Source organism: Pseudomonas sp. NBRC 111139, assembly GCF_001753955.1.
Classification (GTDB): domain Bacteria; phylum Pseudomonadota; class Gammaproteobacteria; order Pseudomonadales; family Pseudomonadaceae; genus Aquipseudomonas; species Aquipseudomonas alloputida.
In genome coordinates, this window is record NZ_BCBP01000027.1 from 1 (window position 1) to 15,834 (window position 15,834).

The 15,834-nt window shown below is 63.8% G+C and carries 12 protein-coding genes; 7 read left to right on the forward strand and 5 right to left on the reverse strand.

Translation table 11 applies throughout. The features are described 5' to 3' along the window. Window positions 1–99: 99 nt before the first annotated feature. The gene (gene purL, locus BJQ17_RS09835) at window positions 100–3,999 is read left to right on the forward strand and encodes a phosphoribosylformylglycinamidine synthase (protein WP_003255017.1); all 3,900 of its coding nucleotides are present in this window, start codon (window positions 100–102) and stop codon (window positions 3,997–3,999) included. A 3-nt stretch (window positions 4,000–4,002) separates the two neighbouring features. After that, window positions 4,003–4,314, forward strand: coding sequence for an NIF3 1 (locus BJQ17_RS09840; RefSeq protein ID WP_003255016.1), 312 nt, complete (start codon window positions 4,003–4,005; stop codon window positions 4,312–4,314). A gap of 41 nt (window positions 4,315–4,355) precedes the next feature. On the opposite strand, the gene tatC is transcribed toward BJQ17_RS09840, so the two are convergent. Genes tatC through tatA form a run of 3 tightly spaced genes read right to left on the reverse strand, consistent with a single transcriptional unit; the run spans window position 4,356 to window position 5,637 of the window. Beyond that, window positions 4,356–5,117 (reverse strand): twin-arginine translocase subunit TatC, encoded by a 762-nt coding sequence (gene tatC / locus BJQ17_RS09845; RefSeq protein ID WP_003255015.1) that lies wholly within the window; start codon window positions 5,115–5,117, stop codon window positions 4,356–4,358. Beyond that, window positions 5,114–5,404: a Sec-independent protein translocase protein TatB gene (tatB, locus tag BJQ17_RS09850; protein WP_003255013.1), complete on the reverse strand. Its 291-nt coding sequence runs from the start codon at window positions 5,402–5,404 to the stop codon at window positions 5,114–5,116. The genes tatC and tatB overlap by 4 nt, the downstream gene beginning before the upstream one ends. Next, window positions 5,404–5,637: a twin-arginine translocase TatA/TatE family subunit gene (gene tatA, locus BJQ17_RS09855; RefSeq protein ID WP_003255011.1), complete on the reverse strand. Its 234-nt coding sequence runs from the start codon at window positions 5,635–5,637 to the stop codon at window positions 5,404–5,406. The genes tatB and tatA overlap by 1 nt, the downstream gene beginning before the upstream one ends. Window positions 5,638–5,782: 145 nt before the next feature. On the opposite strand from tatA, the gene gspK reads away from it, so the two are divergent. Next, window positions 5,783–6,748 carry a type II secretion system minor pseudopilin GspK gene (gspK, locus tag BJQ17_RS09860; RefSeq protein WP_003255010.1) on the forward strand — a complete coding sequence of 322 codons (966 nt, stop codon included), beginning with the start codon at window positions 5,783–5,785 and terminating at the stop codon, window positions 6,746–6,748. Window positions 6,749–7,056: 308 nt separating this feature from the next. Here gspK and BJQ17_RS29880 read toward each other — a convergent pair whose 3' ends face one another. Both BJQ17_RS29880 and BJQ17_RS09865 read right to left on the reverse strand, forming a co-directional pair. Then, complete coding sequence (locus BJQ17_RS29880; protein WP_085987249.1) at window positions 7,057–8,013, reverse strand: RHS repeat-associated core domain-containing protein; 957 nt, start codon at window positions 8,011–8,013, stop codon at window positions 7,057–7,059. Between the two features lie 251 nt (window positions 8,014–8,264). Next, complete coding sequence (locus BJQ17_RS09865) at window positions 8,265–10,340, reverse strand: PhoX family phosphatase (RefSeq protein ID WP_070095971.1); 2,076 nt, start codon at window positions 10,338–10,340, stop codon at window positions 8,265–8,267. A gap of 224 nt (window positions 10,341–10,564) precedes the next feature. Here BJQ17_RS09865 and BJQ17_RS09870 point away from each other — a divergent pair, with 224 nt between their 5' ends. From BJQ17_RS09870 to BJQ17_RS09885, 4 genes are read left to right on the forward strand one after another with little or no spacing between them, the layout of a single operon-like run. Further along, the gene (locus BJQ17_RS09870) at window positions 10,565–12,205 is read left to right on the forward strand and encodes a lipoprotein UxpA (RefSeq protein ID WP_033726021.1); all 1,641 of its coding nucleotides are present in this window, start codon (window positions 10,565–10,567) and stop codon (window positions 12,203–12,205) included. Next, window positions 12,205–12,627 (forward strand): pilus assembly protein PilZ, encoded by a 423-nt coding sequence (locus BJQ17_RS09875; RefSeq protein ID WP_070095972.1) that lies wholly within the window; start codon window positions 12,205–12,207, stop codon window positions 12,625–12,627. The genes BJQ17_RS09870 and BJQ17_RS09875 overlap by 1 nt, the downstream gene beginning before the upstream one ends. A gap of 21 nt (window positions 12,628–12,648) precedes the next feature. After that, on the forward strand, window positions 12,649–14,385 hold the full coding sequence (gene gspD / locus BJQ17_RS09880; protein ID WP_047605025.1) for a type II secretion system secretin GspD: 1,737 nt from the start codon (window positions 12,649–12,651) through the stop codon (window positions 14,383–14,385). Further along, complete coding sequence (locus tag BJQ17_RS09885; protein ID WP_004575679.1) at window positions 14,385–15,833, forward strand: GspE/PulE family protein; 1,449 nt, start codon at window positions 14,385–14,387, stop codon at window positions 15,831–15,833. The genes gspD and BJQ17_RS09885 overlap by 1 nt, the downstream gene beginning before the upstream one ends. Window position 15,834: the final 1 nt, after the last annotated feature.

Consider the following 15,834-nt stretch of genomic DNA (forward strand, 5'->3'; position numbering starts at 1 on the left):
CCGCCCGGCAGGCGTGGCTTAGAGCAGGTGCCGAAAGCCATCGAATTAGGCTAGAATGCACGGCCTCTAAGCACACCCCTTCCTGAGGCTGTCCCGACGATGTTGATCCTGCGCGGCGCTCCTGCCCTTTCTGCCTTTCGCCACGGTAAATTACTCGAGCAACTGAGCCAGAAAGTCCCCGCTGTTACTGGTTTGTATGCCGAATTTGCCCACTTCGCCGATGTTGACGGCGAGCTGACCGCCGACCAGCAGCAGGTGCTGGGCCGTCTGCTCAAGTACGGCCCGAGCGTGCCGGTACAGGAGCCGACGGGTCGTCTGTTCCTGGTGGTACCGCGCCTGGGCACCATTTCGCCATGGGCCAGCAAGGCCAGCGACATCGCCCACAACTGCGGCCTGCAGTCGATCCAGCGCCTGGAGCGCGGCATCGCCTACTACGTGGCCGGCACCCTGAGCGACGCTGACGCCGCCCTGATCGCCGCCGAACTGCACGACCGGATGACCCAGCGGGTGCTCGGCCAGCTGGAGCAGGCCGCTGACCTGTTCAGCCACGCCCAGCCCAAGCCTATGACCTCGGTGGACATCCTTTCCGGCGGTCGCGATGCCCTGGCCAAGGCCAACATCGACCTGGGCCTGGCCCTGGCCGAAGACGAGATCGACTACCTGGTCAATGCCTTCCAGGGCCTCAAGCGCAACCCGAACGACATCGAACTGATGATGTTCGCCCAGGCCAACTCCGAGCACTGCCGCCACAAGATCTTCAACGCCAGTTGGGATATCGACGGCCAGGCCCAGGAAAAAAGCCTGTTCGGCATGATCAAAAACACCTACCAGATGCACAACGAAGGTGTGCTGTCGGCGTACAAGGACAACGCCTCGGTGATCGTCGGCAACGTTGCCGGCCGCTTCTTCCCGAACCCTGAAACCCGCCAGTACGGCGCGGTGCAGGAGCCGGTGCACATCCTGATGAAGGTGGAAACGCACAACCACCCGACCGCCATCGCCCCGTTCTCCGGCGCCTCCACCGGCTCCGGTGGCGAAATCCGCGACGAAGGTGCGACCGGCCGTGGCGCCAAGCCCAAGGCCGGCCTGACCGGCTTCACCGTGTCCAACCTGCGCATTCCAGGCTTCGAACAGCCTTGGGAGCAGGCCTATGGCAAGCCCGAGCGTATCGTCGACGCCCTCGACATCATGATCGAAGGCCCTCTTGGCGGCGCTGCGTTCAACAACGAATTCGGCCGCCCGGCCCTGACCGGTTACTTCCGTACCTTCGAGCAAGCCATCAGCACCCCGCACGGTGAAGAAGTGCGCGGCTACCACAAGCCGATCATGCTCGCCGGCGGTATGGGCAACATCCGTGAAGACCACGTGCAGAAGGGTGAAATCACTGTCGGCGCCAAGCTGATCGTGCTCGGTGGCCCGGCCATGCTGATCGGCCTGGGCGGCGGCGCTGCTTCGTCGGTGGCTACCGGTGCCAGTTCGGCTGACCTGGATTTCGCTTCGGTACAGCGCGAAAACCCGGAAATGGAGCGCCGTTGCCAGGAGGTCATCGACCGTTGCTGGCAGCTGGGCGACAACAACCCGATCGCCTTCATCCACGACGTGGGCGCTGGCGGTATTTCCAACGCCTTCCCTGAGCTGGTCAACGACGGTGGCCGCGGTGGCCGCTTCGAGCTGCGCAACGTGCCCAACGACGAGCCGGGCATGGCCCCGCACGAAATCTGGAGCAACGAATCGCAAGAGCGTTACGTGCTGGCCGTCAGCGCGGTCGACTTCGAGCGCTTCAAGGCCATCTGCGAGCGCGAGCGTTGCCCGTTTGCCGTGGTCGGTGAAGCCACTGAAGAACCGCACCTGACCGTCAGCGACAGCCACTTCGGCAACACCCCGGTGGACATGCCGCTGGACGTGCTGCTGGGCAAGCCGCCGCGCATGCACCGTTCGGTTACCCGCGAAGCCGAGCTGGGCGATGACTTCGACCCGAGCGAACTGGACCTGGACAGCGCCGTCCAGCGCGTGCTGAACCACCCGGCCGTGGCCAGCAAGAGCTTCCTGATCACCATTGGCGACCGCACCATCACCGGCCTGGTTGCCCGCGACCAGATGGTCGGTCCGTGGCAGGTTCCGGTGGCTGACTGCGCCGTTACCGCCACCAGCTTCGACGTCTACACCGGTGAAGCCATGGCCATGGGCGAGCGTACGCCGCTGGCGCTGCTGGATGCCCCGGCGTCCGGCCGCATGGCCATCGGCGAAACCCTGACCAACCTGGCGGCTTCGCGCATCGAAAAGCTGTCCGACATCAAACTGTCGGCCAACTGGATGTCCGCTGCTGGTCACCCAGGTGAAGACGCACGCCTGTACGACACCGTGAAGGCTGTCGGCATGGAGCTGTGCCCGGAGTTGGGCATCACCATTCCGGTCGGCAAAGACTCGATGTCGATGAAGACCAAGTGGAGCGACGAGGGCGTCGAGAAGAGCGTCACCTCGCCGATGTCGCTTATCATCACCGGCTTCGCCCCGGTCACCGACATCCGTAAGACCCTGACCCCGCAACTGCGCATGGACAAGGGCGAGACCGACCTGATCCTGATCGACCTGGGCCGCGGCAAGAACCGCATGGGCGCCTCGATCCTGGCCCAGACCTACGGCAAGATCGCTGCCCAGGCACCGGACGTCGACGACGCCGAAGACCTCAAGGCCTTCTTCGCCGTGATCCAGGGCCTGAACGCCGACGGCCACCTGCTGGCCTACCACGACCGTTCCGACGGCGGCCTAGTCACCACCGTGCTGGAAATGGCCTTCGCCGGCCACTGCGGCCTCGACCTGCAACTCGACCCGCTGACCGACAGCAAGGGCGAAGTGCCGGCCATCCTCTTCAACGAGGAGCTGGGTGCGGTGATCCAGGTTCGCCAGGATGCTACCCCGGACGTGCTGGCTCAGTTCAGCGCTGCTGGCCTGGGTGAAGAGTGCGTCGCGGTGATCGGCAAGCCAGTCAACAACGCTGAAGTGACCATCAGCCTGAACGGCGAAGTGCTGTTCGACGATGACCGTCGCATGCTGCAGCGCCAGTGGGCTGAAACCAGCTACCAGATCCAGCGCCTGCGCGATAACGCCGACTGCGCTGACCAGGAGTTCGACCTGCTGCTCGAGGAAGACAACCCAGGTCTGTCGGTGAAGCTGGGCTTCGACGTCAACGACGACATCGCGGCGCCTTACATCAAGAAAGGCGTGCGCCCGCAAGTGGCCATCCTGCGCGAGCAGGGCGTCAACGGCCAGGTCGAGATGGCTGCTGCCTTCGACCGCGCCGGCTTCGCCGCCATCGACGTGCACATGAGCGATATTCTCGCTGGCCGTGTCGACTTCGAAGCCTTCAAGGGCCTGGTCGCCTGTGGCGGCTTCTCGTACGGTGACGTGCTGGGCGCTGGCGAAGGCTGGGCCAAGTCGGCGCTGTTCAACGCCCGTGCCCGTGACGCCTTCCAGGCCTTCTTCGAGCGTACCGACAGCTTCGCCCTGGGCGTGTGCAACGGTTGCCAGATGATGTCCAACCTGCACGAGCTGATCCCGGGCACCGAGTACTGGCCGCACTTCGTGCGCAACCGCTCGGAGCAGTTCGAGGCCCGCGTGGCCATGGTCGAAGTGCAGAAGTCCAACTCGATCTTCCTGCAGGGCATGGCCGGTTCGCGCATGCCGATCGCCATCGCCCACGGCGAAGGCCATGCCGAGTTCGCCAGCGAAGAAGCACTGCTGGCCGCTGACGTGTCCGGTTGCGTGGCCCTGCGCTACGTCGACAACCACGGCAAGGTCACCGAAGCCTACCCGGCCAACCCGAACGGCTCGCCGCGTGGTATCACTGGCCTGACCAGCCGCGACGGCCGCGTGACCATCATGATGCCGCACCCGGAGCGTGTGTTCCGCGCTGTGCAGAACTCCTGGCGCCCGGACGAGTGGCAGGAAGATGCCGCGCTGATGCGTATGTTCCGCAACGCGCGGGTGTGGGTGAACTAAGGCGTGTACAAGCTCGCCTTCTTCGTCCCCGCCAGCCATGTCGAAGTGGTCAAGGCCGCTGTGTTCGCTGCTGGCGGCGGGCGCATCGGTGACTATGAGCACTGCGCCTGGCAAACCCTTGGCCAGGGCCAGTTCCGCCCGTTGGACGGCAGCCAGCCGTTCCTCGGGCAAACCGGCCAGGTCGAGGTGGTGGAAGAGTGGAAGGTGGAGCTGGTGGTGGCTGACGAGCTGGTGGCCCAGGTCGTCGCTGCGCTCAAGCAGAGCCACCCGTACGAGACGCCAGCCTATGAAGTCTGGCGGCTCGCCGAGTTCTAGAACGCATCACGGCTATTCGCGGGCGTACCCGCGAAAGGGCCCTACAATCCAGCCACAATCTCCTTGCCTGGCTCCGGCCGCTTCAACATTCCACAAGCCAGCAACCCCACCTCGAACAGCACCCACATCGGCACTGCCAGCATCGTCTGCGAAAACACATCCGGCGGTGTCAGGATCATCCCCACCACAAAGCACCCGACGACCACGTAGGGCCTGCTGCGCCGCAATGTGGCCACATCGGCCAACCCTGCCCAGACCACGATGAACGTCGCCACCGGGATCTCGAACGCCAGCCCGAAGGCCAGAAACAGCGCCAGGATAAAGTCCAGGTACTGGCTGATATCGGTCATCATCGCCACACCGTCCGGCGTCACGCTGGCAAAGAAACCGAACATCATCGGGAACACCAGAAAGAACGCGAACGCCATGCCGGCATAGAACAAAACGATGCTCGATACCAGCAGCGGCAGGGCAATGCGCCGTTCACGGCGGTACAGCCCCGGCGCCAGAAAGCCCCAGGCCTGATGCAGCAGCAGCGGCATGGCCAGGAACAGGGCGCACATCGCGGTCAGCTTGAACGGTGCCAGAAAGGGCGAGGTGACGCTGGTGGCGATCATGCTCGCGCCTTCCGGCAAAAAGCGCCGTAGCGGCTCGGATATGAGCGTGTACAGCGTCTGGGCAAAGGGGAACAGGCCGGCGAACACCAAGGCCACCAGCGCCAGGCAACGCACCAGGCGTTTGCGCAGGTCGCGCAGGTGTTCGGTCAGGGGCATGCTCGCGGCAGGGTCCATGGCAATACTCATGAAGCATTTTCCTTGGGCAGCACGGCCGTGGCCGCATCATTGGCCGGTTCCGCGTTCAGGCTGATGCCCTGGCGGATCTCCTGTTCCAGGCGTTGCAGAGGTGCCTGGTCGAGGTTGGGCATCTCGATTTCGCGCTCCACCTGCGTGCGCAAGGCGTGCATGGCCCGGCGCGCCTGGCCCAGGCCGCGGCCGAGGGTGCGGGCTGCCACCGGCAGGCGCTCGGGGCCCAGCACCAACAGCGCGACGACGCCGATCAGCAGCAACTCGCTGAAGCCTACCTCGAACATCAGGCCTGGCGGTCCGCTTGAGATTGCTGGGCAACTTGGCCGTTCAGCGGGCACTGTTGCTGCACGTGCGCCTGGTCAGCGGCGCTGGCGTCATTGTCACCACCCATGGACTTGCGAAAACCCTGGATCGCCTCGCCCACATCGCTACCCAGGCCCTTCAGGCGCTTGGTACCAAAGAGCAAGAACACGATCAGCAGTACGATCACCAGTTGCCAGATTCCAATGCCACCCATAGCGACCACTCCTGTAAGGTCATGAAAAGGAAGGGCAATCCTGCCTTGCCTAGATGACGAGCACATGACGAACGGGCGCTGCCATCTACCTGAAACACCCCGCGTGTTGACTGGCGTTTTTATTCCGCGAGCGAGGCACGCACCGATGGGTGGAAGGCAACAGCAGGGTGCGGCCCTGTTGATGGTGATGGTGGTGCTGGCAATGCTGGCGGCGGGCATGGCCTGGCTGGTGGAAGATGGCCGGCGTCAGGTCGACGAAGTGCGCCTGCTGCACCAGCGAGTGCAGGTGCGGGCCATGGAACAGGCCGGCCTGGCCTATGCCGGGCAGGCCCTGCGTGACCCCGCCTGGCGGCTCAGTCCGCTGTTCTGGCAAGCCTTGCGCGGGCAGCCGCTTAACTACGATTTTGGCGCTGGCCAGGCGCAGTTGCGGGTACGCGACCAGCACACCTGCTTCAACGTCAATGCGTTGCTGGGTGCCGATGGCGAACGCGCCGAGCGCCAGTTGCGTTACTTGCTGGGCAATGACATGGCGGCCGAACGCCTGGTCGATGCCCTGGCCGACTGGCTCGATGCCGACAGTGATGCCCGCCTGCAGGGCGCCGAGAGCGCCCAGTACCTGCGTCAGCAACCGCCACGGCTGGCGGCTGACCAGCCGATGCTCGACACCAGCGAGCTGAACCTGTTGCTGGAGCCGGACGCCAGCCGCCAGGCGCGTTACCCAATGCTGTGCGCCTTGCCCCAGACCACGGGTTGGCGGCTCAACGCCAATGCGCTGGGGTTGGAGCATCTGCCCCTGCTGGAGGCGCTGTATGAAGGGCGTTACTCGCGTTCGTTGCTCAGCCGCATTGTCAGCGGCAGGCCGGCGTCGGGGTATGTGGACGCGGCTGCACTGCGTCAGGCGCTGGGGGCGGTGGATGACGAAACGTTCGAACGGTTGAGCGAAGGGCTGCTGCTCAACAGCGGGCATTTTCTGTTGCAGCTGTCGTTCGAGGAAGAGGGGCGGGTGATGCGCAGCGAGTTCCAGGTGGAGGCGCTGGGGGTGGTGCAATGGCATGCCCGTGTGCCGGCACAGCAAGTGCGGGTGCGTAGCCGGGAGCCGATAGCCTGGTAACGTTCACTGACCTCTTAGCGGGCAAATCCGCCCCTACGCTGGTTCTGAAACCAGTGCCCCCCCCCCCGTAGGAGCGGGCTTGCCCGCGAAGAGGCCGGTACAGCCAGCAAAAGTTGGCTGACCGGCACTTCAGTTCTCCGAGTGTTGGATGTGGACGCGTTGACCGGCACCTGCTTGCCGCTGGCATCCCCAAGTGATCAACATTTCTTCTCCTCGACTCGTCGTGCAGCTGATTGCGTAGCGATACTTTTTGGGGAAAAAAGCGCATCACAAGCTCACACCATCGCGCACAATTTGTGCCACCGTCCTCAGTCGTTAAAACGAATATAAGGAGCATGGGGATTTTGAGTAGTGCCGCTTCGAATGCTTGATAGAACATCAATGATGATGCCTCTGTCGAGATATACCTGAGTTGAGAGCGCGGTGGCAAGAGGGAGATATGTATTGGTTGTGCCAAGAATACTTTGAGTCGCAAGCCGTGTTGCAGTACCGACCATAACCCCTGCGGCAAAATTTTGGGCGCGGGTGATTACTTGTCCAGAAACTTCAGCTAGCTCATCGGAGCTATTAAGGACTCGGTTTCCTATTTGTGCGACTTCCTCGATGTAATCGACTTGTAGGGTAATGTGGGGTGAGTCTGGTGACGGTGTTTGTCCCCTTCTATGTAAATTGATACGTGGAGTTGGATTTTGCGAGTTTCTGTTGCCGATGGGTAACTGTGGTCTGTCTACAGAAAGCGTTGGCAACTGATTGGCCAGCCAACGCACACCTTGACTCACACCTTGACTCACCTTCTGCCGCAACCATTCCCAAAACTGTCCAGTCGGGTCATTCCGATTGATGGGGTCGTTCTGGCAATAGCTGTATCCGTTAGGCCCACCTTTAAGAAATGGAGACTGGTTATCAGGCTGGAGAAACCGCCTCAATGTGGGGCTGTAAAAACGGTGTCCATTGCCAAGTGCGTAACAGTGCAGCACGTTGTCGAGTCGCTGCCCGCTGTATGCGACAAGTTGTGATGATGGAACTGTGTGGAGAAAACCATAGGGTGTATAATTTTGTGGCAAGCCTTCAGGAATGCCACGCAAAGCAGAATTGGCATTGTCAGATTGTAGAATTTGGCCTGCTTGTGTGGGGATCTCTAACTCTGCTAATGCCATGTCATTGCCCCACAACAGGTGGCGGGGGCTGTCACTTGCTTCACAAACCAATCGGTCACCTTGGAAAAAGAAATGCTTCTTTTTTGACTGTAGCGTTGTTGAGCGCATATGCGTCATCCGCAGAGTTGTAGGTGGTCGAATGATTTTCTACAGGCGGGCGGATGTCTACTGGCAGATTTATCAGGTAGCTTGAATACTGCCACTGTGTGTGCGGTTTCGAGGGGAAGTGGAAGGAAAGATTTTGCTGGATTGCTATGCAGCCCATCGCGACACAAGGGCGGCTCAGGGGGATTCGATCCCTTCGAAGAGCGGCCTCGCGTTGCGATTGGGCCGCAAAGCGGCCCCGGTACCCCGGTCTATCAAGCGGTCCCGATCTCCCCACCATCAATACGCTGGATCACCACCGTCGAAGCCCGCGGCCGCACGGTAGCCCCAGCCGGCGTCGCATCGGTCGCCTTGTCGGTATACGGCCAGTTGTCCGGGTGTTGAATGTTGACGAACAGCGTCTTGTTGTCCGGGGTAAAGGTAATACCGGTCACCTCGCAACCATTTGGCCCGACAAAGAAGCGCCGCAGGTCCACCTGGTTCTGTGCGTTCACCGGCACCTGCTTGCCGCTGGCATCCACCAGGTCGGTAGGGATCACCGCCAGCAACTGGTCGTTGGTGTAGTCGGTCAAGGTGGTTTCGCCGTTGTCGGTCTCAAACCACAGCACGCCGCGGCTATCGAAGCTCATGCCGTCGGGGCTGGCGAACTGGTTCAGTTCGGTCAGGCCGGAGCGGTTGATGTCGGCGGTGCCGGCAGCGTTGGCGCCGAACACGAAGATGTCCCAGGTAAAGCTCAGTTGGTCGTCGCTGTCGTGCCAGCGAATGATGTGGCCGTGTCGGTTCGGGCTGCGTGGGTTCGCTGCATCGACCTTGTCCGGGGTACGTGCACTGTTGTTGGTCAGGGTCAGGTATACGTCGCCGTTCAGCGGGTTGACCGTGGTCCATTCCGGGCGGTCCATCGGCGTTGCGCCCACGGCGTCGCCAGCACCACGGGTGTTGAGGATGATGCCCGGCAGGTCACCATACAGCACGCCCAGGGTGCTGCCGCCGGTGGTGGCGGTGGCCACGTCCAGCAGCAGCCATACGCCGGTGCCGTCGGCATTGAAGCGGGCCACGTAGAGTTTGCCTTGGTCGAGGTACTTGGCGCCGGTGGCCAGGCGGTCGGCCGGGTTGGCATCAGCGGCGTCCCACACGGCGGTGGACACCCACTTGTACAGGTACTCGTTGTTCGAGTCGTCACCCATGTACCACACCAGCGGCTTGCCGGCGACGGGCAGGCCGGGGGCGCAGCCCTCGTGGCGGAAGCGGCCCAGCGCAGTGCGTTTGGTGGCCAGGGTGCTGTTGTTGTACGGATCGATCTCGACGATGTAACCGTAGGTGCTGGCTTCGTTGCGGTAGTCGTCGGTGGCGCTGGCGCCTTTGACGGTAACGTCGAAGCGGGTGAATTCGTCGTCCACTTCGCTGGCGTCACCGGCAGCGGTTTCCCACTTGTACTGGCCGCTGGAGGTGCCCACGCCAATGCGGCGCTGGTCCTCGGGGCGGGTGCCCTTGTTGACGAAGATGCCCGGCCAGTTCTCTTCGCAGGTCAGGTAGGTGCCCCACGGGGTGTAGCCGTTGCCGCAGTTGTTGTTGGTGCCACGGCAGTGGGTGCCAGCAGTGGAGTATTTGGTCTTGACGTGGTCGGTGCCACGCAGCGGGCCGGTGATTTCCATGCGTGAAGCCGTGGTGAAGCGACGGTTCAGCGGGTCGTTGTCGACCACTTGCCAGCGGCCGTTGATCTTCTGCAGGCGTACAACGCCAGCACCGTGAGCGTTGATTTCCTTGCGCACTTCTTCAACCGGGCGCTTGCCGTTGACATCGGTAGTGGGGCCGGCCGGGTGCAGGGCGGCAGTGTCGATGTACTCGAAATTGATTGCCAGCAGGCCGTCTTCCGAGCTGCCGTTGATGGGGAAGAAGTGCATGCCGTCGTGGTGCATGCCCATGGCGTTGGCCTGGTCGGTCGAGGTGTTGCTGCCGTCGGACCTCCACGGGTTGCCGTTGCTGTTCAGTGGCGTCCCCCAGGGCGCCAGCACGTAGGCGCTATAGCCGGCGGCGACTACACAGGCGTCGGTGCGCGAGCCTGGGATGGACTGAAAGCCCAGTGCCAGTTTCGGCACTTCCGGCTCGGTGACTGGCGGTTCGGTCACCGGGGGCTCGGTGACCGGATCATCGTGATCGGAACCACCACCGTCGAAGCAGCCTGTCAGGCCGGTACCGGCGATCATGGCGATGGCGGCGCCCAGGCTGCCGCGCATGACGCTGCGGCGGCTCAGGTAGGCGTCCATGACGTTGGCCATCGGCAGGTTGCCGCTTTGGTTCCGGTCCAGGTTGTCGCCGGTATCTCGACTCATCAGGGTGTCCTTGTGTTGGCTGAGTTGGAGGAAACCGCGACTTTAAGGCGCAAGTGTGATGATTCCTTGGCAGAAATGTTAACGAGCTTTTAAAACTGCCAGTTCTTAAATTTGTGGTCTACAGATCAAATTGGAATTGCTGTCGGATTTCTGCCATCAAACTGTAATGCCAACGCCGCAACATCCGGGTCCCTGAATGGACGTGGATAAGGATGGCGGATGCGATGGCGAGCAGTGTGCACAGGCGCGAAGTGATCGGCTGGATGGGTATCGGTGCCTTGGCACCGCTGCTCGGCGCCTGCACAGCCTTCCCAGGGCAGCAGGGCGGCAACGCCCAGCTCGACTTGCTGTACGTCGCCGATACCCTCGATGCCCGCCAGCCTGGCCAGGCGGTGGTACCGGCTACCCGGTTGGGGCCGGTCAGCCATTTGGGCCGCGCGCCCTGGATGACTGGCCGCAGTGCCAGTATCGCCTACCCGCAACTGGCGCCGCTGCTGGATGCCAGCCAGGCAACGACAGCGCAACTGGGCGGTTATGCGGTGCTCGCGGCGTTGCTGGAACAACTGCGTGGCGAGGCCGGTGCGGGCAACAGCCTGACCCTGGAAAACGGCCAGGGCTGGAATGGCAGTGGCCTGGCGTACCTGACCCAGGGCGAAAGTGGTGTGCAAGGCAGCCAACTGCTGGGCATCGAAGCGCGGGTCAGCAGCGATGAGCGTGTGCTGTGGCCACAACGCAGCACGGGCCTGTATCGCCAGGCCAGCGCCATTACCCTCGGCGCCGGGCTGGCTGACGCACAACGCCAGGCACTGGGTGTGCAAGCCCTGCACGTTTTCGAGCGCGGCGGTGCCCGTATCGCAGTGGTCGGCGTGACCGACCCGTACGCCCAGGATCAGAAAGCCTCACTTAAACAGTGGTACCAGTCTCTGCTGCCGGTATTCGAACAAGCCCGGCACGAGGCTGACCTGGTGGTGGCCATGGCCGATGCAGGCACGGGCCCCGGCCTGTGGCTGGCTGAACGGGTGCCGCAAATCGACGTGCTGTTGTGCGCCCGTGGTCAGGACCTGTGGCCCGCGCCGGTCGAGGTCACCCAGGCCAGCGGTCGCCGCGTACCGGTGCTGTTTGCCGGCTGCCGGGGCAGCGGTGCCTTCCGCCTGCGCTGCCAGCGTGTGGCCGGCCAGTGGCAGTTCGACGGGCGTTTTTTCCCGGCCTTTGAACAGCAACTGGCGCCTGCCGCGCAGCTGCGTGTCGCGCCACTGCAGGCGCAACTGCACCAGCAACGGGCCGGCCACGCGGCTTGGCTCGACCAGCCGCTGGCCCGCGCGCCCCAGGCCTTGTGGCGCCGCGATACCCGTGGCGGCAGTTGGGACCGCCTGCTGCATCAAGCCTTGGCCGACGATAGCAGCATGCCCGTGTTGCTGCCGGGCCTGCGTTATGACTACCCGCTGGCAGCAGGGGCGCCCATTACCCGCGAACACCTGATCAGCCTTACCGGTGGCTACCCGGCGCCAGTGGTCGAGGCACCGGCCAGGCAGGTCGAACAAGTGCTGGAAAACGCCGCTGAACAATTGTTCGGTGACCCGTTGCTGCTGGACAACAGCCAGGACCTGCCGCGCTGGCAGGGCCAGGCCTGGAGCGTCAGCTACAGCCCACAAGGCAAGCGCATCACGGGGCTGGAGCCGGTGCAGGGCCTGTGCCGCACCTTTGGCCTGCAATTCGAAAGCCAGGCCGGCGAGCCACTGTGGCAGCGGGTCGAAGCCTGGCTGGCCCGTCAGCCTGACAACTGGCAACTGGCGCCGCTGCAACTGCCCGAAGTGCGTTACGTGCAGGGGCACCCAGGCTGGCATCCACGGCAGTTGGCCTCGTGATGCTCACCTCGCGTCTGCTCACCGGCGCTGGCCTGACCCTGGCCGGCTGGCTGTCTGCGCAGTGTGTGCTGCAGTTGAGCCGGCAGCCACACCCGGCCAAGGCGTCTGCGGTGGCTGACAGCCTGCTGCCCGGGCTGATGGTCGGTCACTGGCAGGCGCCGCCCGACGACGGCGCCATCACCATTACCCGTCTGCCGCTGCAATACCTCGGCGGCCTCAAGGCCCAGCCATTGGCCGCCAGTGTGGTGGTGCTGCGCTACGGCGAGCAAGTGCGCACCCTGGCCCGCGGTCAGCGCCTGGCGCCAGGGATCGTGCTGCAGGACATCGACAGCGATGGCCTGATTTTCAACAACCAGGGGCGGCGTGAGCGCCTGCCCTGGCCGCCACGCCCCGCCGTGACCGGCTTCAAGCGGCAAGGATGAACGATGCCTGTTAGATACTGCATGGCGGCTGCGCTGAGCCTGGCCTTGTCCATGGCCTATGCCCAAGAGCCGGTGTTCGATGACAACGGTACGCCGATGTACGAAGTGAATTTCGTCGATACCGAACTCGGCGAGTTCATCGACAGCGTGTCGCGTATCACCGGCACCACCTTCATCGTCGACCCCCGGGTCAAGGGCAAGGTCACCGTGCGCACTGTCGACCTGCACGACGCCGACGCTATCTACGACATCTTCCTGGCCCAACTGCGCGCCCAGGGCTATGCCACCGTCGACCTGCCCAACGGCAGCGTGAAAATCGTGCCCGACCAGGCCGCGCGCCTGGAGCCGGTGCCGGTAGAGGCGGGCGGGCAGCAGGGCGAGGGCAGCGACAGCGTGGCCACCCGCGTATTCAGCGTGCGCAACGCCGCCAGCGAACAGGTACTGGGCATCCTCAAACCGCTGATCGACCCGCGGGTTGGGGTGATTACACCGTACCCGGCGGCGCACCAGTTGGTGGTGACTGACTGGCGCAGCAACCTCGAACGCATCGCCAGCCTGCTGCGCCAGCTCGACCGCCCTCAAGAGGCACCGGGCAGCGGCAGCACCCAGGTGATCTACCTGCGCCATGCCAATGCTGGTGAAGTGGTCAAGGTGCTGCGAGGGCTCAGCCAGGAAGGGGCGGTGCCGGCTGAAGGCGCGGGCGAGGCAGAGGGCAAGGACCGGCCGGTGATGCCAGCCTCCGGTGGCCCGGGTATCCGCCTGGAATACGAAGAAGGGACCAATGCCGTGGTCATGGTCGGCCCCGACAGCGAGCTGGCAGCGTACCGGGCCATTGTCGAGCAACTGGACATTCGCCGTGCCCAGGTGGTGGTCGAAGCGATCATCGCCGAGGTGTCCGACAGCAGCGCCCAGGAGCTGGGCGTTCAGTGGCTGTTCGCCGACGAGAAGTTCGGCGCCGGTATCGTCAACTTCGGCAGTAACGGGGTGAATATCGCCAGCATTGCCGGGGCCGCCGCGAGTGGCGACAACGAGGCCCTGGGTGACCTGTTGTCCACCACCACCGGTGCCACGGCGGGCATCGGCCATTTCGGCGGGGGCTTCAACTTCGCCATGCTGATCAACGCGCTGAAGGGCAAGAGCGGCTTCAACCTGCTGTCCACGCCCACCTTGCTGACCCTGGACAACGCCGAGGCATCGATCCTGGTTGGCCAGGAAGTGCCCTTCGTCACCGGCTCCGTGACGCAGAACAACGCCAACCCGTACCAGACCATCGAGCGCAAGGAAGTCGGGGTGAAGCTGCGCATCAAGCCGCAGATCAATGTCGACAACAGCGTGCGCCTGGACATCGTTCAGGAGGTGTCGTCGATTGCCGACACCAGCTCGGCCAGCGACGTGATCACCAACAAGCGCGAGATCAAGACCAAGGTCATGGTCGAGGACAACGGCCTGGTGATACTTGGCGGCCTGATCAGCGACGAGTTGAGTACCAGCAACCAGCGTGTGCCGCTGCTCGGCGACATTCCTTATCTTGGCCGGTTGTTCCGCTCCGATGCCACCAGGAACGCCAAGCAGAACCTGATGGTGTTCATCCGCCCGCGCATTCTGCGCGACGGCCCGAGCCTGGCGGGCCTCAGTGAAGACAAGTACCGCACCCTGCAGCAGACCACACCGCTGCAATTGCCGGACCTTGCAGAGGGCACGCGGCTGTTGCAGGTATTCCCCGCCAGCCGCGCACGCCTGGAAGGCGGTGACTGGTGATGCTGCCCTATCGCCAGGCACGGCAGAGCGGAGTGGCCATGGCCCCGGCAGAGCAGGGCTGGCAGCTATGGCTGCGGCCCGACGCCGACAATGCCCAGTTGCAGGAGTTGCTGCGTGTGCATGGCCAGCCAAGCCTGCTCGAATACCTGGAACCTGCGCTGTTCGACGAGCGCCTTGGCCAGCTGTACCAGGCCGGCGATGCCGCCACCGAAGCGCTGATCGAAGGCATTGGCGACCAGGTCGACCTGGATAGCCTGATGAGCGAGATGCCGCGCATCGAAGACCTGCTTGAAAGCGACGACGAAGCCCCGGTGATCCGCCTGATCAACGGCCTGTTCGGCCAGGCGCTGCGGCTGCGCGCCTCGGACATCCATATCGAGACCTTCGAGCAGAGCCTGGTGGTGCGTTTGCGGGTCGATGGCCACCTGCGTGAGGTGCTGCGCCCTCCACGTGCGTTGTCGGCCATGCTGGTATCACGGATCAAGGTCATGGCCCGCCTGGACATTGCTGAAAAGCGTCAGCCCCAGGACGGCCGCATCACCTTGCGCGCGGCGGGGCGCGAAGTGGACGTACGGGTCTCGACCTTGCCCGGCATCCACGGCGAGCGGGTGGTGATGCGCGTGCTCGACAAGCAGGCCAGCCTGCTGGCGCTGGATAACCTGGGCATGCCGGCAGCGGTATTGCAGGGCCTGCGCAGTTGCCTGGCGCGGCCCAACGGCATCGTGTTGTCCACCGGCCCGACCGGTTCGGGCAAGACCACGACCCTGTACGCCAGCCTGAACAGCCTCAACGATGGCAGCCGCAACATCCTCACCGTCGAGGATCCGGTGGAGTACGCCATCGCCGGCATTGGCCAAACCGCCATCAACCCGCGTGCCGGGCTGACGTTTGCCAGTGGCCTGCGCGCCATCCTGCGTCAGGACCCTGACGTGATCATGCTCGGCGAAATCCGCGATCAGGAGACTGCGCAGATCGCCGTGCAGGCCAGCCTCACCGGCCACCTGGTGCTGTCGACCTTGCACACCAACAGCGCGGTAGGCGCAGTGACCCGCCTGCGCGACATGGGCATCGAGCCCTTCCTGATCGCCTCGTGCCTACGCGGCGTCCTGGCCCAGCGCCTGGTGCGGCGTTTGTGCGGCTGTGCGGTGGCGCACCCGCTACAGGCCGCCGAGCGCGAGCTGTGGCCCGAGCTGGCGGCACTGGACAGCACTTATCACGCCGTGGGCTGCGAGCAGTGCCAGGGCAGCGGTTATATCGGGCGACTGGGTCTGTACGAATTTATCGAACTGGACGCTGGGCTCATCGGCTTGTTGTACGACGGCGCCAGTGAGCTGGCCATGCAGGATTACCTGGCTGATCGGCGCCAGAGCCTGGTGGCGATGGCCAGCGATTGCCTGGCCCGCGGCGAGACCAGCCTGGCTGAAGTGCTGCGCGTGGTGCAGGGCTAAG

Excerpts from the sequence above, each read along its gene's own strand:
- purL (WP_003255017.1), top strand. The coding sequence starts at position 100 with ATGTTGATCCTGCGCGGCGCTCCTGCCCTTTCTGCCTTTCGCCACGGT.
- tatC (WP_003255015.1), bottom strand. The coding sequence starts at position 5,117 with ATGAGTATTGCCATGGACCCTGCCGCGAGCATGCCCCTGACCGAACAC.
- tatB (WP_003255013.1), bottom strand. The coding sequence starts at position 5,404 with ATGTTCGAGGTAGGCTTCAGCGAGTTGCTGCTGATCGGCGTCGTCGCG.
- tatA (WP_003255011.1), bottom strand. The coding sequence starts at position 5,637 with ATGGGTGGCATTGGAATCTGGCAACTGGTGATCGTACTGCTGATCGTG.
- gspK (WP_003255010.1), top strand. The coding sequence starts at position 5,783 with ATGGGTGGAAGGCAACAGCAGGGTGCGGCCCTGTTGATGGTGATGGTG.
- BJQ17_RS29880 (WP_085987249.1), bottom strand. The coding sequence starts at position 8,013 with ATGCGCTCAACAACGCTACAGTCAAAAAAGAAGCATTTCTTTTTCCAA.
- BJQ17_RS09865 (WP_070095971.1), bottom strand. The coding sequence starts at position 10,340 with ATGAGTCGAGATACCGGCGACAACCTGGACCGGAACCAAAGCGGCAAC.
- BJQ17_RS09870 (WP_033726021.1), top strand. The coding sequence starts at position 10,565 with ATGGCGAGCAGTGTGCACAGGCGCGAAGTGATCGGCTGGATGGGTATC.
- BJQ17_RS09875 (WP_070095972.1), top strand. The coding sequence starts at position 12,205 with ATGCTCACCTCGCGTCTGCTCACCGGCGCTGGCCTGACCCTGGCCGGC.
- gspD (WP_047605025.1), top strand. The coding sequence starts at position 12,649 with ATGGCGGCTGCGCTGAGCCTGGCCTTGTCCATGGCCTATGCCCAAGAG.
- BJQ17_RS09885 (WP_004575679.1), top strand. The coding sequence starts at position 14,385 with ATGCTGCCCTATCGCCAGGCACGGCAGAGCGGAGTGGCCATGGCCCCG.